The organism is Nitrosomonas sp. sh817 (genome assembly GCF_030908545.1).
Taxonomy (GTDB): Bacteria; Pseudomonadota; Gammaproteobacteria; order Burkholderiales; family Nitrosomonadaceae; genus Nitrosomonas.
In genome coordinates this window covers 1,902,065-1,926,134 of sequence record NZ_CP133083.1, presented here as the reverse complement: position 1 = coordinate 1,926,134, position 24,070 = coordinate 1,902,065, and the positions used below count along the sequence as shown (strand labels likewise).

15 protein-coding genes and 3 tRNA genes are annotated in these 24,070 nt (G+C 47.9%); 7 read left to right on the top strand and 11 right to left on the bottom strand.

Going from position 1 to position 24,070, the window contains the following annotated elements; all coding sequences use genetic code 11:
• Positions 1 to 147: 147 nt before the first annotated feature.
• Together RBH92_RS08995 and RBH92_RS08990 are read right to left on the bottom strand one after the other, a co-directional pair.
• The gene (locus RBH92_RS08995; RefSeq protein WP_307931750.1) at positions 148 to 867 is read right to left on the bottom strand and encodes a hypothetical protein; all 720 of its coding nucleotides are present in this window, start codon (positions 865 to 867) and stop codon (positions 148 to 150) included.
• A gap of 332 nt (positions 868 to 1,199) precedes the next feature.
• Positions 1,200 to 4,547 carry a M20/M25/M40 family metallo-hydrolase gene (locus RBH92_RS08990; protein ID WP_307931749.1) on the bottom strand — a complete coding sequence of 1,116 codons (3,348 nt, stop codon included), beginning with the start codon at positions 4,545 to 4,547 and terminating at the stop codon, positions 1,200 to 1,202.
• A gap of 358 nt (positions 4,548 to 4,905) precedes the next feature.
• Between RBH92_RS08990 and RBH92_RS08985 the strand changes: the two genes are divergently transcribed.
• Entirely contained in the window at positions 4,906 to 8,106 is a 3,201-nt protein-coding gene (locus tag RBH92_RS08985) for a hypothetical protein (protein WP_307931748.1), read from the top strand.
• A gap of 65 nt (positions 8,107 to 8,171) precedes the next feature.
• Positions 8,172 to 9,245: a TolB family protein gene (locus RBH92_RS08980; protein ID WP_307931747.1), complete on the top strand. Its 1,074-nt coding sequence runs from the start codon at positions 8,172 to 8,174 to the stop codon at positions 9,243 to 9,245.
• Between the two features lie 33 nt (positions 9,246 to 9,278).
• Here the strand turns inward: RBH92_RS08980 and RBH92_RS08975 are convergent, their stop codons facing one another.
• A complete protein-coding gene (locus RBH92_RS08975) occupies positions 9,279 to 10,733 on the bottom strand; it encodes a type IV pilus assembly protein FimV (protein WP_307931746.1) in 1,455 nt (484 codons plus the stop codon).
• Positions 10,734 to 10,834: 101 nt separating this feature from the next.
• Between RBH92_RS08975 and tnpA the strand changes: the two genes are divergently transcribed.
• Positions 10,835 to 11,266 carry an IS200/IS605 family transposase gene (tnpA, locus tag RBH92_RS08970; protein WP_307931618.1) on the top strand — a complete coding sequence of 144 codons (432 nt, stop codon included), beginning with the start codon at positions 10,835 to 10,837 and terminating at the stop codon, positions 11,264 to 11,266.
• Between the two features lie 75 nt (positions 11,267 to 11,341).
• Here tnpA and RBH92_RS08965 read toward each other — a convergent pair whose 3' ends face one another.
• The gene (locus RBH92_RS08965; RefSeq protein ID WP_307931745.1) at positions 11,342 to 11,788 is read right to left on the bottom strand and encodes a DUF4124 domain-containing protein; all 447 of its coding nucleotides are present in this window, start codon (positions 11,786 to 11,788) and stop codon (positions 11,342 to 11,344) included.
• 170 nt (positions 11,789 to 11,958) lie between these two features.
• On the opposite strand from RBH92_RS08965, the gene guaB reads away from it, so the two are divergent.
• Both guaB and guaA read left to right on the top strand, forming a co-directional pair.
• On the top strand, positions 11,959 to 13,422 hold the full coding sequence (guaB, locus tag RBH92_RS08960; protein ID WP_307931744.1) for an IMP dehydrogenase: 1,464 nt from the start codon (positions 11,959 to 11,961) through the stop codon (positions 13,420 to 13,422).
• Positions 13,423 to 13,434: 12 nt separating this feature from the next.
• Positions 13,435 to 14,997 (top strand): glutamine-hydrolyzing GMP synthase, encoded by a 1,563-nt coding sequence (gene guaA, locus RBH92_RS08955; RefSeq protein WP_307931743.1) that lies wholly within the window; start codon positions 13,435 to 13,437, stop codon positions 14,995 to 14,997.
• A gap of 66 nt (positions 14,998 to 15,063) precedes the next feature.
• Here the strand turns inward: guaA and RBH92_RS08950 are convergent, their stop codons facing one another.
• The 4 genes from RBH92_RS08950 to RBH92_RS08935 all read right to left on the bottom strand — a co-directional run bounded on the left by RBH92_RS08950 (position 15,064) and on the right by RBH92_RS08935 (position 18,466).
• Positions 15,064 to 17,964: an aconitate hydratase gene (locus RBH92_RS08950; protein WP_307931742.1), complete on the bottom strand. Its 2,901-nt coding sequence runs from the start codon at positions 17,962 to 17,964 to the stop codon at positions 15,064 to 15,066.
• Between the two features lie 179 nt (positions 17,965 to 18,143).
• Positions 18,144 to 18,219: transfer RNA gene (locus tag RBH92_RS08945), tRNA-His, on the bottom strand.
• 57 nt (positions 18,220 to 18,276) lie between these two features.
• Positions 18,277 to 18,353 (bottom strand) — tRNA-Arg (locus RBH92_RS08940).
• Positions 18,354 to 18,389: 36 nt separating this feature from the next.
• Positions 18,390 to 18,466: transfer RNA gene (locus tag RBH92_RS08935), tRNA-Pro, on the bottom strand.
• 269 nt (positions 18,467 to 18,735) lie between these two features.
• Here RBH92_RS08935 and dksA point away from each other — a divergent pair.
• The gene (gene dksA / locus RBH92_RS08930; protein ID WP_307931741.1) at positions 18,736 to 19,161 is read left to right on the top strand and encodes an RNA polymerase-binding protein DksA; all 426 of its coding nucleotides are present in this window, start codon (positions 18,736 to 18,738) and stop codon (positions 19,159 to 19,161) included.
• A 119-nt stretch (positions 19,162 to 19,280) separates the two neighbouring features.
• Here dksA and pnp read toward each other — a convergent pair whose 3' ends face one another.
• From pnp to hemJ, 3 genes are all read right to left on the bottom strand, one after another.
• Positions 19,281 to 21,419: a polyribonucleotide nucleotidyltransferase gene (gene pnp / locus RBH92_RS08925; protein WP_292923640.1), complete on the bottom strand. Its 2,139-nt coding sequence runs from the start codon at positions 21,417 to 21,419 to the stop codon at positions 19,281 to 19,283.
• A 124-nt stretch (positions 21,420 to 21,543) separates the two neighbouring features.
• Positions 21,544 to 21,813 (bottom strand): 30S ribosomal protein S15, encoded by a 270-nt coding sequence (gene rpsO, locus RBH92_RS08920; protein ID WP_292923642.1) that lies wholly within the window; start codon positions 21,811 to 21,813, stop codon positions 21,544 to 21,546.
• Positions 21,814 to 21,997: 184 nt separating this feature from the next.
• Complete coding sequence (gene hemJ / locus RBH92_RS08915) at positions 21,998 to 22,441, bottom strand: protoporphyrinogen oxidase HemJ (RefSeq protein ID WP_307931740.1); 444 nt, start codon at positions 22,439 to 22,441, stop codon at positions 21,998 to 22,000.
• Positions 22,442 to 22,549: 108 nt separating this feature from the next.
• On the opposite strand from hemJ, the gene RBH92_RS08910 reads away from it, so the two are divergent.
• Positions 22,550 to 24,064, top strand: a complete 1,515-nt coding sequence (locus RBH92_RS08910) for a carboxypeptidase M32 (RefSeq protein WP_307931739.1) — start codon at positions 22,550 to 22,552, stop codon at positions 24,062 to 24,064.
• Positions 24,065 to 24,070: the final 6 nt, after the last annotated feature.

Here is a 24,070-nt window from a genome sequence, read left to right as displayed (position 1 = left end):
CTGTGCTGCACCGGTCGTGTCTCCTTATGCGGCACAGGTCGGGTGGAGCGTATGGTTAGGCACTTTAGTCACCATGGTGGTCACGGATATGTTGGGGTTCATTGCATTCACCCCAACCTACGGTCCTGGAATGAAGGGTTAGCCAACTTATGGTTTTCCATATTTGTGAGCGAATCGTACCTCTACAATAGTAGCAACAAGCCAAGCACTGCATGCTGGTGCTAGCCATAGAAGCAATACGGGGATGGCGAAACTTGAGCAATACAATTTAAAGAGAATAAATGCTAGGATAAGTTCAAATACCAATATCAGCATGGCGTTTCCGTGCTCGCGTAGATGACGAAACGACTCCACTACTTCTTTGACTGCGTAATCAGGTTTCTCGCCCTTTCCCTTTGCGCGCGCTGTTGATAGATGCTCGTAAAAGATTTCGACTTCACGGAAGTTTGTAGAAAATGTACAAAGTAATGGAAATACTTGAAGGGTAAGTATGCCAGCTAGCACTAACGCTGGCAGCGTAGGTGCCAGATATAGCGAAGGTGTGACAGAAACTATGATTGAGATGGCGAGACAAAGGAAAAAATTACGTGGGTGATTGTATAGCTGTGTGAGACGCAAGTGTTCTCGTGCGGAGTGTAGCGCTAAAACTGGCGCGCTTGCAATGTAGCAGAAGGCGAACCCGATAGCTCCAAATAGTGCTAGGTCTTTAAAAGAGGCATCCTTAAAATGCGTAAGAGAAGAAAGCAGTGACACATATGGGGAGCCTGGAATTTGATTAAGGGCTGCGACAACACCAGCCCCGACTACCGTGCCGACTAAGTACCGTACTGCGTAATATTCCCACCATCTGTTGTCGTTATCGCTCATATAACCTCGATTATTTATGATGACTGGCTAACGTAATATATACGACATTTTGCCTAATAATCCTGTCGATAATGTCGTGTAATCACAGTGAATATTATCTATCATCATGTTTTTAATATCAATTAATAAATTGAACAAGGCAGTTCATAGAAGCAAATGCGATCAATTAAAAATTTGCTCGATCTCTTCTCGAAAAAAATAGCGAGCACGATCGTTTACATGGAAAAAATATTTTATAGGATAACACTCTATTATTTTTGACGGCAAACTTCATTCGGCGATTCGGTTGTTGTTCCAGCAATCGAAGCGATCTGGAATCAGCAATCATAGTGTTACCGTTCCACCAATACCACTTCAGCCACCATCACCGCATCATCCCTCCGATATCGCAATTCCACTTTCTCCCCCGCCTTCAACGACCGCAAAATAGCCGCATAAGACGCCAAGTCGCTAACCGGTTGCCCGGCCAGTTGAAACAGAATGTCGCCCGGTTGCAGTCCTGCTTGTTGCGCCGGGGAGCCGGGGAGGGTGTTGTCGATACGTACGCCTTCGCCCTGATATGAGAAATCCGGCACTGTGCCGAGGCTGGCGGTTCGTTTTTCCCTGGGCTCGGTGGATTCAGCAGGAGCAGGGGCTGACGACAGTGTGACCGTCAGCGGTTCGATGCGGTTGGCGAGGTATTCGGTGGCTTCCTTCAGGATCGCGGCGACTTTGACCAACCCGGCGGTGTCGATTTTGTCGGCGGTGTCGCCGGGGGCATGGTAGTCCTCGTGCGCGCTGGCGAACAGTTGGATGGCGGGGATACCGGCTTGGATGAACGCGGCTTGGTCGCTGGAGCCGAAGTCGTCTTGCACGGCGTTGACCGGGATACCGGTGACGAAGCTTGCGCCGCGGAAAATATGCACCAGTTCGCGTGCGGTGCCGGTGCCAAATACCGTGACTGGGTTGTTTTCCAGCCGTCCGACGGTGTCCAGATTCAACATCGCGATGATTTTTGCAACCGGGAATTTTTCGCTGCTGCGGACATAATGTTGGGAACCGAGCAGATTGGCTTCTTCGCCGGTGAATGCGACGAAAATAACGGTGCGCTCCGGCTGCCATTTCGGTACGATCTGGCGCGCGAGTTCCAGCATCACCGCGATGCCGCTGGCGTTGTCGTCCGCGCCGTGGTGGATTTTGCCTTGATGCGCGGCGCGCACGTCGGGCCAGCCGGTTCCGAGATGATCGTAATGCGCGCCGATCACTAAGCTTTGTCCGGCGAGTTGCGGGTTGGTGCCGGGTAGAATGCCGACGACGTTACGCAAGGTGATGTTGCCTTTCGGCAATCCGACATCCTGTTGCCAGGTCTGGAAAAAACTGCCGCTGTCGCCGCCCGGCAGCAGGCCGATTTGCTGAAATTGCTTGGCGATATAAGTCGCGGCTTCGTCCAGTTCCGGCGTGCCGAGCTCGCGGCCTTTGTACGATTCGTGCGCCAAGTGATTGATATCGTCCATCATGCGGCTTTCGGAAAATACCGGCGGCAGTTCCGCCAATGCCCGGCGCGGCTTAGTGATGCCGGCATGCGCCGCATGGGCGGCATCAATCGTAAATCCGTCTTTTTGTGACACCGGCTGCGATAGTGGTGACTGCAAAACCGGCCATTGGCCTTTGTCGATATTGGTCAGTTCACCGCCTTTGAACACCAAATAACTGTATTTGCGGTAATGCGGCAGTTTGTTGGCGAGTTCGGTGACTGCTTGCGGCGTGTCGGCGGCGACCCACAGCAAGGTTTTATCGGGATTGGCGGATTGCCGTGCGCTTAACACAATCGCATGACCGTTTTGCGGGTAGCGTTTATGATTGAGTTGTAATTGGCCGGATTGATACGAAACATCGCGCTCGGCAAGGTTTTTCAAGATGTTGTTCGCAAACCGGTTTTGCCAACCGAGAATCCAGACGGTACGATTATCGGGGAGCTTTTTTAATTGATCATCGGTGACGATTTCCAGCGGGCTCGATTGGGTTTTCTGCCAATTGGCCGCCAACGCGCGGTACGCTTCCAGCACGGCTTTCTGCTCCCGTGCCGGTAAGATCAGCAGCGGTTTTTCCGCACCGAAGCCTTGCGATAGCGCCGAGGGAATCTCGCGGCTGTCCGGGCGGCGGAACACGTCGAAATGCGGATCAAGATCGATGCGCACCGGGCGGTTGGCGAATTCCAGTTCGAACGTTTGTATTTTCTGTTCGAGGCCGATGCGCGATTCGACGACCATATCTTCGCCGTGCACTGTGATGGCTAATGGTATTTGCAAGCGATACGGTTCACCCGCTTGGGTTTGCTCGACGGTCAGCGTGAGTTTATAACCATCGCCGTGCGGTTCGGTCTCGGCGTTCCGCAAGACAAGATCCGGCGCACCGGTGCGCTGCACCCATTGCTCGAAGCGTTGTGTCAGATCCTTGTCGGTGACGGCGTTGAACGTGGCGAGCAAATCGGCAAACGTCGCTTGCTGGAATTTGAATTGCTGATAGAAGCGCCGCAGCGTTTTGGTGAAGGCTTCGTCGCCCAGTTCCAGCCGCAGCATGTGGAAAAACATCATCGTCTTGCCGTAACCGACCGCTTCCGAACTGGCGCTGTGGCGCGAGACGAAGCGGATAATCGGGAAATCCTTCTCCTTGCCAACGAAATCCGCGTATTTTTGCAGCACGTCGCGGCGGTATTCCTCGCCTTTGCCGCGCTGCTCATTGATCAGATGGTCGGCGAGATACGCGGTCAAGCCTTCCGCCCAATTGCCCTTGGTATAATCGACGAACACGCCGTTGCCCCAGTAGTTGTGCAAAATTTCATGCGGGTACGACGAATGCAAAATGAACGGCAGGCGGATCACCTTGGAGCCGAGCAGCGTGAACGACGGCATGCCGTAACCGGTTTCCCAGAAATTTTCGACTAGCGCGAACTTGCTGTACGGGTAGGGGCCGATCAGCTTGTTGTACATCGCGATGTACTGCGCGGTGGCGTCTAGGTACCGCTGCGCCAGCGGTTGATCGGCGCTGCGCAGATACACCAGTGCTTTCACCGCTCCGGCGGATTGCGTATACCGATGGAATTTCGCCGCGATCAAGTAGATATCGTCCTGCGGCTGTTTTTCCTCCCAAACGATATGCTGTGCTTCACTGGTTCCGTTTTCGCGCACGAGCGATCCCTGACTGACTACATCCCAACCGGCAGGCACCTGAATATCCAACTGGAACGACACCAGCGCATCGCCAAATTGCGGATACCACGCGCTGGCGCTCGCCAGAAACACGCCTTCCGGCGAAATCACGCCCGGCGTCGAGCCGAAACTGCGCGAATATTCCTGCCCCGGGCCTTGCACTGCATGATGGATCTGACCGCCGTATTGCAGCGTGAATGCTTTCTGGCCGGGCGGCAGCGTGACCGCGTATTGCCGCACCGAAATCGGACGGGATTTCAGTGCAATCTCTTCGTCATCCACTTCGAGTGTCGCATCCTGCACGCCGGTAACCGTTAGCGCGGCATGCAAATAAAAAGCCAGTTTTACCGGTTCGCCAACATTATGTACCTGCTCAGGAATTTGAATCCGATCCTTGACGCGGATTTCAGAGCTATCCGGTGACAACTGGATTTGCATGGTGTGGTGGAAGGTGGAGGTGTTGTAGGCAAATGTATTTTTATGTGGAAGCAAGCTAAAAATAGCTAAAAACCAAATCAAAACATATGCAAGAGAAACCTTTTCTGGAAATGCTAAGTTCATCCGATTGACCATTGAAAATTTTTATGAAGTGGTTTAGTCATGTGGTTTTTCTCACAGGAATGTACAGATGTTGTAACTATAATAAATTGAATACTTATGCTCAATTTATAAGTAATAAGGGATATAGTTGATAAGAGATTGAGTTAAGATTTTGTTACTTAAATTTAATCAGCTATTTTTTAAATTATGTTACATACAAGATCAGTATCAAGCTTCATTTGACTAGAAGAAATTTTAACTTGTAAAAAGTTGTATCAAATAAACTATCGTCATCAAAAGGAGCATTAACTTGAATCAGCACAATTTACTTAGCAATTTACCGATTAACGTAGTTGCGCTGGTTTTACTCGTCTTAACAGCATCAGGTCAAATATTTCTTCCTTTAAGTAGCGCTCGTCCAGAGAATACAGATGTTGCCAAAGATTGGAAAGATAATAGTTTTACAGAAATTCGGTTATGGCAGGATCCTCTGGATAAGTTCAAATTTGGTGAGAGAAACAGTGACACATCGTTTCTGTTGGCTGACAATCTGTTGAATGAACTGGATGCTCGAAAGAAAGTAATTGTCGCTGCAATTAGTATTCCTGGTAGTTCATACTCAGAAATGGCAGAAATGCGACGGCGAGCTCGATTCGCGGTGGTTTCTGCACTTGATACGGAACAATATTATCCGGAACAATCGAACCACATAAAATTATTTCGGTATAAACCAGAAATATTAAAGGATTGGTGCAGCCTGGAAAATCCTGTGGAAATACCGTACGAGTGGTTTTCTACTGCAGATTTGGCTTCCAATGTTTTAATACTCTGGCTTAATGAACATATGATCAAGCTAACTGAGCTTGAATATGCAACATTTGTTCAATGTTTAGCTAAGCAATTAGATCATACCTGGAAGTCGGCAGAAAATATTAATAGAGCACCATTTTCTTTTAAATTAATTGGACCTAGTAATACTGATTTACTTATGGAACTCCTCCGCGTTCCAGATATTCAAGAATCCCAACAAAGTACGACAGTGAGTACAAATCTGTTTTCTGGCGGAAGTTTTTTTGAAACATACATTTATAACGCAACCGTTCCAGATGCAAGTATTGTTGATAGACTAAGGTATCAAGAATGCCAAGATGGTAGCACTCCCGAAAATGGAGGGAGAAAGTACTGGTATTGTAACAGATACGATAAGGAGGAAGCGCTTAAAGAAGCTTTAGCTGTAAGAAAGATTTATCGATTCATTGGAACTGATGATAAGTTGGCAACAGCAATTTTTTGGGAGCTTTATCAAAGAGGGGTTAATAAAACTACAACAATTACTGATTTTGTCACAAACAGTAGTAAACCGGATTGCAACGATGGGATTGTGCTCATAGCGGAGCTAGATACCTTTTATTCACGTACTCTGGTTAATCAAATGAGGAATAATGATTTCTGGAAACATTGTGGCAATAAACGGGGCAAGAATATAGACAAAGATAAAGATGCTACAGTTAAAAATGACAATCTCATAACCAGTTTTTCATATTTACGCGGCATTGATGGAAAGCTTTCATCCGATTCGTACCAAATTAAAAAGAACACCGATGTCAATTTTAATAATAATCCAGTCACGCAGTGGGATGATGCGCCTCCCGAGCATGCAGAAGGACGAAATCAATATGACTACTTGCGTCGGCTAACAGAATCCATTGCTGCGCTTGATGATGATCCGAATTTTGCAAAAAACGGCGTTAAAGCGATCGGCGTAATAGGTTCCGACGTATACGATAAGCTGATTGTTTTGCAAGCTTTGCGCGAAAAATTCACGAACAAAATTTTGTTCACTACCGATTTGGACGCACGTTATCTCCACAAGGATCAGCAGAAATGGACTAGGAATCTGGTGGTCGCTTCCAATTTTGACTTTAAGCTTGATCATGAGTTACAGGGAAATAGCATGCCTTTTCGGGACAGCTTCCAAACTGCGTTGTACTATGCGACATGGTCAGCGGTGTGTAAAGAAGTTGAAGAATGTAAGAAACCCGCGATTAAAAAAGAATTTCTTGATCGTTCTGGTCGGCCAATAGTATCCAATCCTCAAGTCTTCGAAATCGGGAAAACGCGTGCAATCCATCTTGATTCGTTGTCGGTTAACTATCTTAAAGATTGGGTTGAATGCATAAATCTTGATACTAGAAGAGCTGAACAGCAAAGTGAAAAAAGAAAGTGCGTTGTGGAATTGCTAGACCAGTACGATGATCGCGAAAATAATCTGATCGATTCAGATAGAATCTGGAGGAATTACAAGCATTCATCAATAGAGTCAAAACATTCTTGGGAACGGGAAAGAACGACAATAATAGCGGATAAAATTCTCCAACTGATTGTAACTGCTATTGTTATTGTTTTTCTATATCACTTTTTATTATTGAAATGGGTGGGGTTATCGCCTGTACGGTCATTTAATAATGGAATGCTGGTAATTTCCATTACCACTGTATTAGTATTAGGTTTTATTTTGCTGCCTTTTACCATTATTGAAGCTTACCAAGATGCGGATATTTCAGAACCGGTCTACTGGCTGGAAGGCGTGAGTGTTTGGCCTAATCTATTCATTCGCTATTTTGGATTGATTACTATCATCTTGCTCTTCATCACATTTTTTAATTGGCTACGTGAATGTAATAAGCAAAATAGTAAGAATCTGGCTAGTGTTGTACGTGTGGAATTTTGGGTGAGCTACTTCAGTGATACTTATCAAAAAAAAATGTGGCGTGGGATTGGTATTGTTTCGCTCTGCTTTACCATATTGTCTTATTTTGTCTTAGCCGGAAAGACTGATATGTTTGAAGAAGCACTCAATTTCCCTTATCGCGGAGCAATCGTGAATTCCGTACATACATGGCTTTTTGTGATTCAAATGTTTTGCCTTTTTGTGCTAGTCTTTTGGACTGCTTTCGAAACAATTTCATGTAAAAAAATGATTGAGGAGATGCGCACAGAAAAACAAGATGATTCCCGAGATCAACTATGGAGCAACGAAGCTATGCAACTAGCAGAAGTTCGTACCGGTGTTCCTCATCACTTGTTGCATCGATACTTGCAATTTCAGTTAATCGTTGATCATGCCAAATGTATTAGCCGGTTAATTTATTTGCCGCTTGGTATGATTTTTTTTATTTTAATAGGACGAAGTAAGATATTTGATCAGTTTGGAATGCCATGGTCATTGATTATTATTCTGATTGTATCGATTGTTTACGTAATAATAGTAACTTATCATTTGCGTGTAGCGGCTGAGAAATTCCGCATGGATTTGATGGATCAATATGAAGCAAAAAAAATTCAATCAAATAATAATACGATACAGATCGATCGACTGGTTTCTCTGATACGGCAGGAAAATCAAGGTGTTTATGCAAGTTTGGGACATCAAGCAGCATTAACTGCACTGCTAATTCCCTTTGGTGGTATGAGTGGTGTGCAGATTCTTGAATATTTGTTTAATATTTAGATTTAATTTTCAGGTAATTTTTTAGATTGGGAATGCCGGTGAAATTTTGTTTTGGTAATTTAGTAATGAAATTATTCTCATCAGCGTTGTTGCTTGCATATTTGGCTGCTGGCATCGGAAATGCATCTGCCAGTGATTTCATTACCGATGAACATCAGCTCTCCGTCAAGGAAAAACGCGCGGGGGAGGCGTATTACCGGGCGGATTCGAAGTGGATGATTTATCAGGCGGAAGTGGCGGACGACAATCCGTTTTACCAGATTTTCCTGAAAAACATCGAATCCGGCGCGGTGACGCAGGTATCGCCGGGCAGCGGTAAGACCACGTGCGCGTGGGTGCATCCGGCGCAGGAAAAAGTGCTGTTTTCCTCGACCCACGACGATGCGCAGGCCAAAGCTAAAATGATCGAGGAAATCGAACGGCGCAAAGCGGGGGAGCAGAAGTCGTATGCGTGGGATTACGATGAGTATTACGATATTTTTGAGACCGGTTTCGATGGCAAAAACATGCGGAATCTAACCAATACGCTGGGTTACGATGCAGAAGCCTCATGGTCGCCGGACGGTAAATTGATCGCGTTTGCTTCCAATCGCCGCGCGTACAACGGTGAATTATCCGAAGAAGAACAAGCGCTGTTCAAAGCCAACCCGGCTTCGATGATCGATATTTACATCATGGACGCGGATGGTTCCAACGTGAAGCGATTGACGCACACTAAAAGTTACGACGGTGGTCCATTTTTTAGCCCCGACGGCAAACGCATCGTATGGCGGCGTTTCTCGGACAGCGGACGGGAAGCGGAAATTTTCACGATGAATATCGACGGCAGCGATCAGAAGCAGGTTACCCGCTTGAACGTGATGTCCTGGGCGCCGTTTTATCATCCATCCGGCAAATACGTCATTTTCGCTACCAATTTGCACGGTCATCGCAATTTTGAACTGTACATCGTCGATACCGACGGCACCAAAGAGCCGGTGCGCGTGACCGACAAAGACGGCTTCGACGGTTTGCCGGTTTTCACGCCGGACGGCAATTACATCACTTGGACCAGCGACCGCACGCCGGGCAAGAAAGGGCTGTTATTTCACGGCAAGTGGAATCACCAGAAAGCGCTGGAGAGTCTTTCATTGCAATAGCGCAAGCTTCGATGCACTGATTGATGGGATGTTTTATTCAGCCGCCGATGCGTCCGAGAAAAACTTTTCCTTACGTTTTTGCTCGTCAAAATAAAGCGGTTCGCTGGGTTCCAGTTTGTTACCCAAGCTTTGGATTTGCATCCAGATATCTGGATATTGGTTGAGGCGTTTGAAGCGGCGCGCGTTTTTCTTGAAATCCCGCTTATTGTTGGCTTTATAGAGCAATTCAAATAATAGCAGCCAGCCTGGAATATTCTGCTGGTTGGTTGCCAATTGTTTTTGCAGCGTCTGAACGGCTTCGTCGGTTTTATCCTGCGCGATTAAGGCGCGTGCTTCCGCTATGATCTGATCATCCGGAGCGGGCGGGTTTTCCGGTGCTTGTCCGGCATTTTCGTCCTGACGCAGAAAAAGCGCTTCATAACGCCGGCGCTCATCGGTATCGAGGATGGTAACGATATCCGAAGCATGCGCGTGCCTTTCCTTGATTTTGCGGTAACTTCGCAACATGATGAGAACAATCAGCATGGTCAGCAGGATTCCAATGAGTAAGATGTTATCCGCGGAAATCAGATCTTCCAAAGAAGTGTCGGGAGCTTCATCCGTGCTGATATCCGGTGCAGGCTGCGCGCTGCCGGCTTGTTGAAGTGGTGCAATGGCTTCCTGCGCGATGCTTTGCTGTTGCTCGGCTTCCGTCGCAATGACCGGTTCCGCTGCGGGCGGTACCGTTTCCGCTAGCAATTCACTTTCAGTTTGAGGCGCTACATTTTCCGGCGGTGGGCTGGATTGTTCGAGCGGCGGCGCATTTTCATGGGTTGTTACTGCGGTTTCCTGAACGGGTTCAGAGCTTTTGTCGTGCATTGTCACGGGTGTCGTGACTGCCGGTGGTTTGCCGGTGTGCTGGTTTTTTGCTTCCAGCAGGGTTTGGAATTCGTTTAATCGAGTTTCCAGTAATCCTATCTGCTGAATTAACGTGTTCAGTTCGAGCGATTCCGTTCCGGCTTCATGATCGAGTTGCGCAATCAATCGCGTGACCTGCGGGTCATTGCCTGATCTGGCAAGCTTTGCGGGCGGCGTGATTTGCGGCTGGCTCTGCGGTGTTTTTTTCACGGCGGGCGCTTTGTGCGATTGTTTTGCGGTTTTCGCATAAGCGCCAATGGTTCTTAAATCCGGAAAGTGAATGATGGCACCGGCAGCCAGAAACTGATAACCGCCGCCGGGAAAATGCTGCGGATTGGTCTGGATGATGGCGCGAATCAGGTTGTCGCGGGCTGCGGGGTTTTGCGGATAAACCAGCCGGGCGGTTTCTCGAATATCTTCACCGGGTAATATCTGCCACATCATTCCCGGTCTGGCGGGATTTTGCGCGGAAGCGCTTCGTGTATCGGTTGCGATGCGGGTATTGTCAGGATCGGAAAGCGCTGTTCCGGCACCGAGGCCCGTGAGTAAAAGGATTGCGGCCAATAGCAATTTGCCGGTGGGAGCGGTCATCTAGTCAGTTGTTACCGGTTTATTGTCCATCATAAGGTTAAAACCACCGGCTTCAGCCGGTCAGCTTTAGCTGCGAGAATATGCCACACAGGAGGTGTGGCATGGATTATAGATATGGAAGTCATACGGTTTATCAGATTGAATATCATTTTGTATGGGTAACGAAGTATAGATATAAGATTCTGAAGGGAGAAGTAGCAGAACGAGTACGAGAGTTGGTTCGTCAGACGTGTGAAGCATTTGAAATGAGAATTGTACAGGGTGTAGTAAGTAAGGATCATGTGCATATTCTGGTGAGTTGTCCGCCGGAGATGGCTCCGAGTGAGATCATGAGGCGGCTAAAAGGACGAACATCGAGCTATCTGTTTGAAGAATTTCCTCACTTGAAGAAGCGGTACTGGGGAAGGCATTTTTGGGCGCGAGGGTATTTCTGCGTGACAGTAGGTCAGATGACAGAAGAGATGATCAAACAATACTTGGAGCATCATTTTGAGCCAAATCCAAACGACAATTTTAAAATGGAGCCGGAATAAGACGCGTCGTTTAGTCGACGCGTATCCGGACTTTCAGTCCGTAACTCAAACCCACCGGCTTTAGCCGGTGGTTGTTTAGTTACAATACTTTTTGATTGCTTTGTTGGCATCGTCAATTTTTCTTTGCCGCAGATCATCATCGACATAAACAACGCCGCCGGCGCCATCGGGGATCGTCAAACGGGGGGAATCCGCGTACATTCTGAGTTGCGTTTGGGCTTCAATGCACTTCTTTTTGTTTTCTTCAGACTTGGCTTGCAGCTTGGCGTCTTCTTCCCGCCGCTCTTGCCGGCGCTTGTCAAATTCTTCTCTTTGATCGGATACATCTTTGGTTGGGCCATGCCCGCCGGCAACCGGTGAAGATTTGATATTCAAACGTTTACCTTCAGCTTTCACGTCGGGCGGCGGCGGCCGGTCGGTATATTGCGTTTTGCCGTGTTCATCGATCCATTTATAAATTTGCGCGCTGGCGGTCGAGGCATTTAACAATATTATAAATCCTAACCACGCGAAAACTTTCATTGCACGCTCCAAAAATGAATAATCCGGGTACATCGGTATTGCATTTATGCAACTTAAAGAATTTGCACATTTAATCATAGTCTGCGGAAATATGCTGTATTCTTAGCCGATTTGACGCTAAATTCGCCGTCGAATTTGGCTATAATGTCACTTTGCCAAGGATTGTTGTCATGCAATTGATTCAAAAAGCGCTTACCTTTGATGATGTTCTGTTGATTCCAGCCCATTCGACGGTTTTACCTCGTGATGTCAGTCTGGCGACGCAATTGACCCGCACTATCACGCTGGATATTCCGGTAGTATCCGCCGCCATGGATACCGTTACCGAGGCGCCGCTGGCGATCGCTCTGGCGCAGGAAGGCGGTATCGGCATCATTCATAAAAATATGTCGATCGAGGCTCAAGCGGCGCATGTGGCGCAAGTCAAGCGGTTCGAGAGCGGCGTCGTGAAAGATCCGGTTACGATTCATCCGAATATGACCGTGCGTGAAGTGCTTGAACTGATCCGGCGGCACAAAATCTCCGGATTGCCGGTTGTCAATGGAAATAAGGTTGTCGGCATCGTGACTAACCGTGACTTGCGCTTTGAAACCAATTTGGACCAAGCGATCAAGCACATCATGACGCCCAAGAAGCGGCTGGTTACGGTCAAGGAAGACACGCCGCGCGATGCGGTATTGGCGTTGCTGCATCGGCACCGCCTGGAACGGGTGCTGGTGGTCAACGATCAGTTCGAGTTATGCGGATTGATAACGGTTAAAGACATCATTAAAACTTCGGAATATCCACTGGCGTGTAAGGATGAACAGGGGCAACTGCGTGTCGGCGCCGCGGTCGGCGTCGGTGAAGGCAGTGAAGAACGTGCGCTGGCGCTGGCGGAAGCAGGGGTCGATGTGATTGTAGTCGATACCGCGCATGGTCATTCGCAAAGCGTGCTCGACCGGGTGGCTTGGGTCAAAAAAAATCTGCCGTCGGTGCAAGTGATCGGCGGGAATGTGGCCACGGCAGCCGCTGCCAGAGCGCTGGTCGATCATGGCGCGGATGCGGTGAAAGTCGGCATCGGTCCCGGTTCGATTTGCACCACACGTATTGTCGCCGGAGTCGGTATTCCGCAAATCACCGCTATCCATGACGTTTCCGAAGCATTAAAAGGATCCGGCGTGCCGATGATCGCCGACGGCGGCATCCGCTATTCCGGAGATATCGCCAAAGCGCTGGCGGCTGGCGCTAATTCCGTAATGCTCGGCGGTTTGTTTGCTGGAACGACAGAGGCACCGGGCGAGATCGAATTGTTTCAAGGACGTTCGTACAAAAGCTATCGTGGCATGGGGTCGTTGTCTGCGATGCAGCAAGGTTCCAGCGATCGTTATTTCCAGGACAAGGAACAAAAGAATAACGACAAGTTGGTTCCCGAAGGCGTGGAAGGCCGGGTGCCGTTCAAGGGCAATATGTCGGCTGTGATCCATCAATTGATGGGCGGCGTGCGCTCCAGCATGGGATATCTGGGTTGCGAATCGATTGCCGCTATGCACGAACGCGCCGAATTTGTGGAAATTACTTCCGCCGGTATCCGCGAATCGCACGTGCACGACGTGCAGATCACCAAAGAAGCACCGAATTATCACGTCAAATAATCACTGAACATCATGCATCAGAAAATCCTAATTCTGGATTTCGGCTCCCAGTACACGCAGCTGATTGCCCGCCGGGTACGCGAAACCAATGTGTATTGCGAACTGCATCCGTATGATACCGATCCCGAGTGGATTAAAGCTTTCGCGCCGCAAGGCATTATCCTATCCGGCGGTCCTGCATCAGTCTTCGAAGAGGAAACACCGCGAGCGCCGCAAATTGTCTTTGAACTCGGAGTGCCGGTGCTGGGCATTTGTTACGGCATGCAAACAATGGCCGCGCAATTGGGGGGCACGGTTGAAAGCGCCCGGGTGCGCGAATTTGGTTATGCCGAATTGCAAACGACGGCGTCCGGCGCGCTCTTCCGGGATATTCGAGACCGCACCAATCAGGACGGCGAAGGCATTCTGGAAGTGTGGATGAGTCACGGCGATTCGGTGGTTTCTTTGCCGGCCGGGTTTGATGTCATGGCGTTTAACGCCGCTACCCCGATAGCGGCAATGGCCGATGACCGGCGCCGGTTTTGCGGCATCCAGTTCCATCCCGAAGTGACGCATACGTTGCAAGGCAAGGCTATAATCGAGCGTTTTGTGCACGACATTTGCGGCTTGGGTCGCGATTGGAACATGCCGGATTATGTTGCGGAAGCGATCGGAAAAATTCGTGCGATGGTTGGGAGCGATCAAGTAATTCTGGGTTTATCCGGCGGTGTGGATTCATCGGTTGCAGCGGCGTTGATTCATCGCGCCATCGGCGATCAATTGACGTGCGTATTCGTCGACAACGGTTTGTTGCGCGCCAACGAAGCGAAGCAGGTGATGGAAACCTTCGCCAACAATCTCGCGGTTAAAGTCATTCATGTTGATGCCAGTTATGATTTCTTCTTGAATCTCAAAGGCATTAGCGATCCGGAGATGAAGCGCAAGATTATCGGGCGGGAATTTGTCGAAGTTTTTCAGCGCGAGTCGGCAAAAATCAGCGATGCGAAATGGCTTGCGCAAGGCACGATATATCCCGACGTGATCGAATCCGCAGGCGGCAAGACCAAAAAAGCGCACACGATCAAGTCGCATCATAACGTCGGCGGTCTGCCGGAAACATTGCACCTGAAATTACTCGAGCCGCTGCGTGAATTATTCAAGGATGAAGTGCGCGAATTAGGATTGGTGCTTGGCTTGCCGCGCGAGATGGTTTTCCGCCACCCGTTCCCGGGGCCCGGATTGGGGGTGCGCATCTTGGGCGAAGTGAAATTCGAGTACGCTGAATTGTTGCGCCATGCCGATCAGATTTTTATCGAGGAACTGCAGCGTTCCGGCTGGTATGAAAAAACTTCGCAAGCATTCGCGGTATTTTTGCCGGTGAAATCGGTCGGTGTGATGGGGGATGGGCGCACATATGAGTATGTCATCGCTTTGAGGGCGGTGCAAACCCAGGATTTCATGACCGCCAATTGGGCGGAACTGCCCTATTCACTGTTAAGCAAAGTTTCCAACCGCATCATCAACGAAATCCGCGGAATCAATCGCGTGGTTTACGATATCTCCGGTAAGCCGCCGGCAACGATTGAGTGGGAATAACGCAATAAAAAGGGTCTTAGCACCGCCAGCTTGCCGAGACCCTGAAATTCTATTGCAGGCAAAAGCTTACGCCATCAATTCCCTCAACACATAAGGCAGAATGCCGCCGTGTTTAAAATAATCGACTTCAATGGCGGTATCAATGCGGCACAATAACTGAACCGGTTGCGTGCTGCCGTCTTTGCGGCGGATAACCAGCGTGACATCCTGTTGCGGTTGGATGTTGTCGAGTCCCAATATGTCAAATTGCTCATTACCTTTGATGCCGAGTGTCTCAATGCTGTCGTTTTCCTTGAATTGCAGCGGCAGGACACCCATGCCAATCAAATTGCTGCGATGAATGCGTTCGAAGCTGGTGGCGATGACGGCTTTGACGCCTAATAATTGCGTGCCTTTTGCAGCCCAATCGCGGCTGGAACCGGTGCCGTACTCTTTACCGCCGAAAACCACAGTCGGAATATCGTTTGCCTGGTATTTCATTGCAGCGTCGTAAATGCTCATTTGTTCCGGTGGAGTGCCGGTTGTGCCTTGATAGAGCGTGATACCGCCTTCGCTGCCGGGAATCATCAAATTTTTGATGCGAACGTTGGCGAAGGTGCCGCGCATCATCACTTCATGGTGGCCGCGGCGAGCGCCGTAGCTATTGAAGTCCGCTTTGGCGACATGGTATTCCAGCAGATAGCGGCCAGCCGGGGAGGTTTCCTTGATCGAACCGGCCGGACTGATGTGATCGGTCGTTACGGAGTCACCGAAAACGCCTAAGGCATGAGCACCGCGAATGTCATTGCTGCTGGACGCGACCGGTTGCAGCGAGAAGCCCTGGAAAAACGGCGGCTCGGCAATATAAGTCGAAGGCGGCCAGTTGTAAGTTTGTCCGGTTACCGATGTGACGCGATTCCACAGTTCATGATCCTTGGTGAGGTGGCTGTACAAGCTGCGGAATGTATCGGCGTTGGTGGCATATTTCATCAAGGCGTGAATTTCCGCGCTACTCGGCCAAATGTCTTTTAGCCAGACAGGCTGATTGTTTTTGCCGATGCCCAGCGGTTCGGTGGTCAGATCTTTCAGAATGGTGCCGGCAATGGCATAAGCGACAACCAGCGGTGGCGACGCCAGGAAGTTGGCCCGGATATTCGAATGGATGCGGGCTTCGAAATTGCGGTTGCCGGATAACACTGCGGCACATACCAAATCGTTCTTAACGACGGCTTCTTCGATCGGTTCGGCCAAAGGTCCAGCATTGCCGATGCAGGTGGTGCATCCGTAACCGACCAGATTAAAACCTAACTGTTCCAGATAAGGCAGCAATCCGGTAACGGTTAAATAATCGGTAACTACGCGCGATCCGGGCGCTAATGATGTCTTGATGTGTTGTTTGACCGATAAGCCTTTATCAACCGCTTTTTTAGCAAGTAATCCGGCGGCCAGTAACACGCTGGGATTGGATGTATTGGTGCAGGAAGTGATTGCCGCAATCAGCACATCGCCATGGCCCAGTTCGATGGAAGAATTGTAGATTTCAGTATCGCAGTGGTCGGTGGAATTTATGCTAGGCCGGTTGCTGCTCATTTCCGCAATGTGGCGGGAGACCATGCGACGCTCGACGCTTCCAACACCCGGTACACTGGCGGCTTCCGAGGCTCCCGAACGCTTTTCGTCAGGGTTGCTGGAATTGAGCTGGATGGATTCACCGGAATCCTGGGTGTGGCGATTGCGCACTGGATAGCGTTGATTGATTTCATCTTGCTGTTTGCCATAGCCGCTTTCTTTAACCGGCTTGGTGAAGAGTTCTGTGAATTTGGCTTTAATGGCTGCGAGTTCAATCCGATCCTGCGGTCGTTTAGGGCCGGCCAGGGAGGGGACGATCGATCCCAGATCCAGTGTCAATTCGCTGCTATAGTCGATGTCGCCTTTGCGCGGAATTCCAAATAATCCCTGTGCGTTAAAATAAGCCTGGAATGCGGCGATTTCGTCAGTGCTGCGTCCGGTGCCTCTGAAATAATCTATGGTTACATCATCAACCGGGAAAAAACCCATCGTGGCACCATATTCCGGTGCCATATTGGCGATTGTTGCGCGATCCGGCAGGGAGAGCGAAGCTGTTCCGTCGCCAAAAAATTCGACGAATTTGCCGACAACATTCGCTTGGCGCAGCATTTCCGTGATCGTCAGTACCAAGTCGGTTGCAGTGACACCTTCACGCAACTGACCGGTGAGATTCACACCCACGACATCCGGCGTTAGAAAGTAAACCGGCTGCCCCAACATGCCGGCTTCTGCTTCGATGCCTCCGACACCCCAGCCGACAACGCCGATGCCGTTAATCATGGTGGTATGAGAATCGGTGCCAACCAGCGTATCAGGATAAATCAATCCATCTTTGCGGTGCACGCCGCGGGCAAGATATTCGAGATTGACTTGATGCACGATACCGATCCCGGGAGGGATGACTTTAAACGTATCGAAGGCTTGCATACCCCATTTGATAAATTGATAGCGTTCGTTATTCCGGGAAAATTCTATTTCCATATTGCGCTGAATCGCATCACTCGTGCCGTAGTGGTCAACTTGAATGGAATGATCGACTACCAGATCAACGGGGACCAATGGTTCGATCAGCTTAGGATTTTTTCCTAATTTGACGGCAGCGCTGCGCATGGCCGCCAGATCGACTAATAAAGGTACGCCGGTAAAATCTTGTAAAACGATGCGCGATACGACAAATGGTATTTCATCGGTTCTCGCAGCATTCGGTTTCCAATTGGCTAATTGACGAATATGGATTTCGGTAATTTTCTTGTTGTCGTAATTGCGTAATACCGATTCGAGTATGATGCGGATCGATACCGGTAAGCGGGATATGACGCCAACGCCATTTTGTTCCAACATTGGAAGCGAGTAATAAGTTGCTGTGTTGCCAGGTGCAATAGATAATTCTTGCAAACTGCCGAATAAATTGTGATTCATCGATAAAATTTCCTAATTCCAGAGAGAAATGCTGTGATGCGAATCAACGTGTGAATATGCGTTTGCGAATACTATATATTTTTGAGCAAACAAAGTCACGTCTAGGCTGAATGCGATTGAGAAGCTTGAGGAATTTGAATTGATTTGCTGATGTATGGCCCGAAACCGCTGTCAGCAGATGGGGTGGCTGATGGGACTCGAACCCACGACAACCGGAATCACAATCCGGGACTCTACCAACTGAGCTACAGCCACCATAAGACCAATGAGACCAAAGCGATGCGTTCTATTGTTCCGCTAAAGAAATATTCATGGCGTGCCCGACAGGAATCGAACCTGTAACCCCCAGCTTAGAAGGCTGGTGCTCTATCCGATTGAGCTACGGGCACCAAGTCGGGCTTACCGTTAAATATTAGAGCTGAAATTGGTCGGGGTGGAGAGATTTGAACTCCCGACATCCTGGTCCCAAACCAGGCGCGCTACCAGGCTACGCTACACCCCGGAAAAGGCGACACTATACCTTCTTAGCTTTGAAACGTCAATTTCTTCGTGGCATATCACAGCGCAGTTTTTATTTTTCATTAAACTCGTGTTCCATTGCTCTCAATAGATGTTGTTAACAAACGAGAAAGATTTGTAGAGTCTCATGCTATTGTGAATTCGAATCGGTAATAAGCTGGTAAAATATCTTGTTGTAAAATGCATTTTCTGGTAATAGTACAAATTTATACACGAACGAGCGGGATTCGGAATTAATTAGGAGCCTTATAGATGCCACAAGAGCTACATAGCAAAGATGTAACTCCCTATGAACCAAAAGCAGGCGAGGATTACATGAGTCCTGGCCAATTGATGCATTTTCGCAAGATACTGGAAGGTATGAAAATTGAGTTAAGCCAGGATATCGATCGCGCAGTTCACACGATGCAAGACGAGGCAACGGTTTTTGCTGATCCTAACGATCGCGCCAGCCAGGAATCTGATATGACACTTGAATTGCGAAACCGCGATCGCGAACGGAAACTTATTAAGAAGATTGATGAAATTATCGCCAAAATTGATTCTGGCGATTATGGCTATTGTGAAAGTTGCGGTGTTGAGATCGGATTGAAACGGCTTGAAGCGAGACCAACAGCAACTTTATGTATTGATTGCAAAACGCTGGACGAGATGCGTGAAAGGCAAATTGCAAAATAGATCAAGTGACAATTTAGCAACTAGAAATTTGAAATCGCAGAGATTCAGTCTGACTGCTTATTTATTAGTTGTGTAGATTATCCCCTGTATGTATTGGACTTCCAGGGGATCTTCGAGATTTAAGATTCTTCTTCTGTTGAAGGGTTAGAATTATCAGTATTTGTACTGCCCCCATCTGGCAGTACAGCTTTCATGCTCAGGCGCAACCTTCCTTTATCGTCAGCCTCAAGTACCTTGACGCGCACCTGCTGGCCTTCCGCCAGATGATCATTCACGTTATTGACGCGTTCGTTTGCAATTTGCGAGATATGCAATAAGCCGTCTTTTCCGGGAAGAACACTGACAATTGCCCCAAAATCGAGCAATTTGAGAACTACACCATCGTAAATTTTACCCACTTCGACTTCTGCAGTAATGTCTTCAATGCGTTTCTTGGCAAGCTCCCCGCCTTCAGCACTGACGCAAGCAATGGTCACTTGACCATCATCGGTGATGTCAATTGTTGTGCCTGTTTCTTCTGTGAGTGTGCGTATGACTGCGCCACCTTTTCCGATTACATCACGAATTTTTTCCGGATTAATTTTGAGTTTGATAATCCGTGGTGCGTGAACAGAGATGTCTTCACGCGTCGATGGCATGGCTTGTTTCATGATTTGAAGGATGTGCATCCGGCCTTCGTGCGCTTGTATCAGCGCGGCATGCATGATTTCCTTGGTAATGCCTTGAATTTTGATATCCATTTGCAATGCGGTAATACCTTTTTCGGTACCGGCGACTTTAAAGTCCATGTCGCCCAAATGATCTTCGTCACCCAGGATATCGGTAAGTACCGCGAAGCGGTTTCCATCTTTGATCAGACCCATGGCAATACCGGCAACATGTGCTTTCAATGGCACACCGGCGTCCATCAATGCGAGACAGCCGCCACAAACCGACGCCATGGAGCTGGAACCATTGGATTCAGTTATTTCAGATACTACACGCAAGGAATAACCGAATTCTTCGGGTGAAGGTAAAACAGCGGCAAGGGCGCGTTTTGCAAGGCGGCCATGTCCAATTTCACGGCGCTTAGGCGTGCCGACACGGCCGATTTCGCCGGTTGCATAAGGCGGCATATTATAATGCAGCATAAATCGCTCATTATAATCTCCTTGCAGCGAATCAATTTTTTGCTCATCTCTTGCCGTGCCCAATGTTGCAACAGCCAACGCTTGAGTTTCACCCCGGGTGAATAATGCGGAGCCGTGGGTGCGCGGCAGTACACCATTACGGATCGTTATCGGTCTGACGGTTCTGGTGCCGCGACCATCGATTCGTGGTTCGCCATCCAAAATTTGATTCCGTACTATTTTGGATTCTAATGAAAAAAACGCTTCTGAGAATTTTTGTAAATCGATGTCTTCTTCAGAATTGATGCCAAGCTCTGCGGACACACGTTGACTAATGGCTGCGATGGCTTCAGTCCGTGCTTGTTTTTGCTTAATTTTGTAGGCCTGCCGTAACTCGGCTTCCGCCAAGCCGGCAATTTTTTCTTCAAATGCGACATCTTTTTCAGGGGGTGACCAATCCCATGCAGTTACCCCGGCTTCATCGGCAAATTCATTGATTGCAGTGATTACAGTTTGCATTTGTTCATGACCGAAAGTCACTGCGCCAAGCATCACTTCTTCCGATAATTCCATGGCCTCGGATTCAACCATTAGAACAGCCTGTTGAGTTCCAGCTACCACCAAATTTAATTGCGTGTCTTTTAGCTCGGAAGTGGTTGGGTTTAAAACATATTCATTATTGATATAACCGACCCTGGCTGCACCCAGCGGTCCATCAAAAGGTATGCCCGATAATATCAGCGCTGCAGAAGTACCGATAATCGAGGGGATGTCCGGATCAATTTCATTGTCCGCAGACATTACCGTTGCGACAATTTGTACCTCGTTATAAAAGCCTTCCGGGAAAAGTGGGCGGATAGGGCGATCAATGAGGCGGGAAGTTAGCGTTTCCTTTTCTGAAGGGCGGCCTTCCCGCTTGAAGAAACTACCGGGTATTCTACCTGCAGCGTATGATTTTTCTTGATAATCAACAGTAAGCGGAAAAAAATCCTGCCCTGGTTTGGTGCTCTTGGCGCCAACAACGGTAACAAGAACTACTGTATCGTCCATTGTGACCATTACGGCACCATGCGCTTGTCTTGCAATTTCTCCAGTTTCTAGTGTTAGTTGATGTCGTCCGTAGGTAATGCTCTTCTTAATAGGCTTCAATTAACAATCCCTTTTTCCTTTTGATCAATATTTTCAGTCTCGAATAACACATTGAAAATGTGATGTGCGAAATTTCTATGAAAAATAAAAACTTCGCATTGATGTCAATGTCATCGCGTAATTTTTATTTACGTAAACCAAGACGTTCGATCAATTTTTGATACGCATCATTATTTCGGTGTTTCAAATAATCAAGGAGCTTGCGACGACGACTCACCATTCGAAGAAGACCGCGACGGGAGTGATGATCTTTCACATGAGTTTTGAAGTGACCGATCAAATCATTGATTCGTGTTGTTAAAAGCGCAATTTGAACTTCAGGCGAACCTGTGTCCCCTTCGGCTCTTTGATAGTCTTGCACTATCTTTGCTTTTTGTTCGATTGTGACAGACATAAGTTTCTCCAGACAATAAAATTACCCAATGCAAAAGCCCGGGATTTTACTCTTTTATGATGTGCTTGTCCAAAACAGAACAAATAGTGGTGACATCAATCGTTATAAAGATTGAAGGAATTCACATGCATTTTGCAAAATTTATATGCATATAAGTAATACTTAATGTCCGTGCTATCCAATTTCATTGGAAATAACCAGAGATTAGGGGGACTAAGTCGGGTTTGACCACGACTAAAATTACAACAGCGAATAAAATCAGCACGGGAAATTCATTAAACCAGCGATAAAAAATATGGCCGTGGCTGTTCTTATCATTTTTAAAGGCTGAGACGAATTTTCCACAGTAATAGTGATAAACCAGTAGCACGATAACTAATGCCAGCTTAGCGTAGAGCCAACTGCCGGAGAAACCGTAGCCTAGCCACAGCCATACGCCAAAAACGACTGTGAGAACTGCGCCCGGCGTCATGATGCCATAAAATAATTTTCTCTCCATTATCTTGAAACGCTCTTTGCCAGGCTGATCGTCGCACATCGCGTGATACACAAACAGGCGAGGCAAATAAAATAGCCCAGCAAACCAAGTTACCATGAAAATAATATGAAATGATTTTATCCAGAGCATAGCGGCAAGAAAGTTTACGATTAAACTGTAATAATACCGGCCTTGTAATTTTAGCGCTATCTTTTGAAGACAGGGATGGCATTGAATTCGTCAAGAAAAGAGCGATCAATGATTATGAATCAGCACTATATAAATTTAGTTCAAAGACTGGAAGAAATTGCGCATCTAAATGGCGTGATGAGCAACCTTGGCTGGGATCAGGAAGTCATGATGCCGGCCGGCGCCAGCGAGTCGCGCGCTAAACAAATAGCGGCACTGGCCGGGGTTATTCACGAGCGTGCGACTGATCCGGCATTAGGAGATTGCTTGAAGGAACTGCAGGAAACCAGTAAAGCGGGCGCTTGGGGAGCAATAGAACAATGTAATATACAAGAAGCGTTGCGCAATTATGAAATGGAAATCCGGATACCGAAGCGCTTGGTACAGGAAATCGCCGAATTGAGCTCGCGCGGCCAAGTTATCTGGGTAGCGGCGCGGCAACATAATAAATTTTCTGATTTTGCTCCAGTGCTTAAGCGTTTTTTAAAACTCAAAATCGAGTGGGCGCAGTGTGTTTTGCCAAATTTGCAGCCGTACGATGCGAATATTGATTTATTCGAACGCGGAACAACGATGGCTATGATCACACCGGTTTTTGAGCGCTTAAAGCAGGAGCTGATACCGCTGATCAACGCCATTCAGAGCCATTCGTATCATCCTGATACAACCTTTTTGCGAGGTACATTCGCCACGGAAAAGCAGGAATTCCTTGCACGTAAGTTGAGCCGGGATATCGGTTTTGATTTTGACCGGGGCCGTATGGATGTTTCAGTTCATCCTTTTTGTGGCGGCAGCCACCCCACGGATGTGCGGATTACAACGCGCTACAGTGAGAGCAATTTCATTGAATCGTTATATTCCATCATCCATGAGACAGGTCATGCTTTGTATGAGCAAGGCCGCCCGCATCAATTGGGGGATCTGCCGGTTACGGAGTCATCTACGATGGGCATTCATGAATCGCAATCGTTATTCTGGGAACGCATGATCGCACAGAGTAAATCTTTTTGTAGTCATTACTTCAAAGATTTTCGTGAAACTTTCCCTGATAATCTGCGAGCGGTCAGCTTGGAGGAATTTTATCGTGCAATTAACAATTGCACGCCCGGTTTTATCAGGGTGGAAGCGGATGAGGTTACATACCCGTTGCATGTTATTTTACGGTATGAAATTGAGCGAGGTCTATTCGATGACACTCTATCGGTTGATGATTTGCCGGGAATATGGAATGAATCCATGCAAAAATACCTTGGGATTACACCGCCGACTGATACATTAGGGGTGTTGCAAGATTCTCATTGGAGCGGGGGTGCATTCGGTTATTTTCCTTCCTATACATTGGGAGCATTGTATGCCTGTCAGTTTTATCAAAAATTAGTCCAAGAACAACCCGATACGGAACAAAATATTGCATTGGGTAATTTTAAGCCGATCAAGCAGTGGCTGAATGAGAAAATCCATTGCCATGGCAAGCTCTATTCTCCACAGGAGTTAATAAAGAATGTGACGGGTGCGCACTTAAATCCTGATTATTTTATTACCTATCTCAAGACAAAATACAGTGAGATTTATCAATTGTCTTAAATCGGA

What these genes read in the sequence shown, in the direction of transcription:
- hemJ (WP_307931740.1), bottom strand. Translation starts at nt 22,441, where the DNA reads ATGCTCTGGATAAAATCATTTCATATTATTTTCATGGTAACTTGGTTT.
- tnpA (WP_307931618.1), top strand. Translation starts at nt 10,835, where the DNA reads ATGGATTATAGATATGGAAGTCATACGGTTTATCAGATTGAATATCAT.
- RBH92_RS08910 (WP_307931739.1), top strand. Translation starts at nt 22,550, where the DNA reads ATGATTATGAATCAGCACTATATAAATTTAGTTCAAAGACTGGAAGAA.
- guaA (WP_307931743.1), top strand. Translation starts at nt 13,435, where the DNA reads ATGCATCAGAAAATCCTAATTCTGGATTTCGGCTCCCAGTACACGCAG.
- dksA (WP_307931741.1), top strand. Translation starts at nt 18,736, where the DNA reads ATGCCACAAGAGCTACATAGCAAAGATGTAACTCCCTATGAACCAAAA.
- RBH92_RS08950 (WP_307931742.1), bottom strand. Translation starts at nt 17,964, where the DNA reads ATGAATCACAATTTATTCGGCAGTTTGCAAGAATTATCTATTGCACCT.
- RBH92_RS08975 (WP_307931746.1), bottom strand. Translation starts at nt 10,733, where the DNA reads ATGACCGCTCCCACCGGCAAATTGCTATTGGCCGCAATCCTTTTACTC.
- RBH92_RS08965 (WP_307931745.1), bottom strand. Translation starts at nt 11,788, where the DNA reads ATGAAAGTTTTCGCGTGGTTAGGATTTATAATATTGTTAAATGCCTCG.
- RBH92_RS08995 (WP_307931750.1), bottom strand. Translation starts at nt 867, where the DNA reads ATGAGCGATAACGACAACAGATGGTGGGAATATTACGCAGTACGGTAC.
- RBH92_RS08980 (WP_307931747.1), top strand. Translation starts at nt 8,172, where the DNA reads ATGAAATTATTCTCATCAGCGTTGTTGCTTGCATATTTGGCTGCTGGC.
- guaB (WP_307931744.1), top strand. Translation starts at nt 11,959, where the DNA reads ATGCAATTGATTCAAAAAGCGCTTACCTTTGATGATGTTCTGTTGATT.
- rpsO (WP_292923642.1), bottom strand. Translation starts at nt 21,813, where the DNA reads ATGTCTGTCACAATCGAACAAAAAGCAAAGATAGTGCAAGACTATCAA.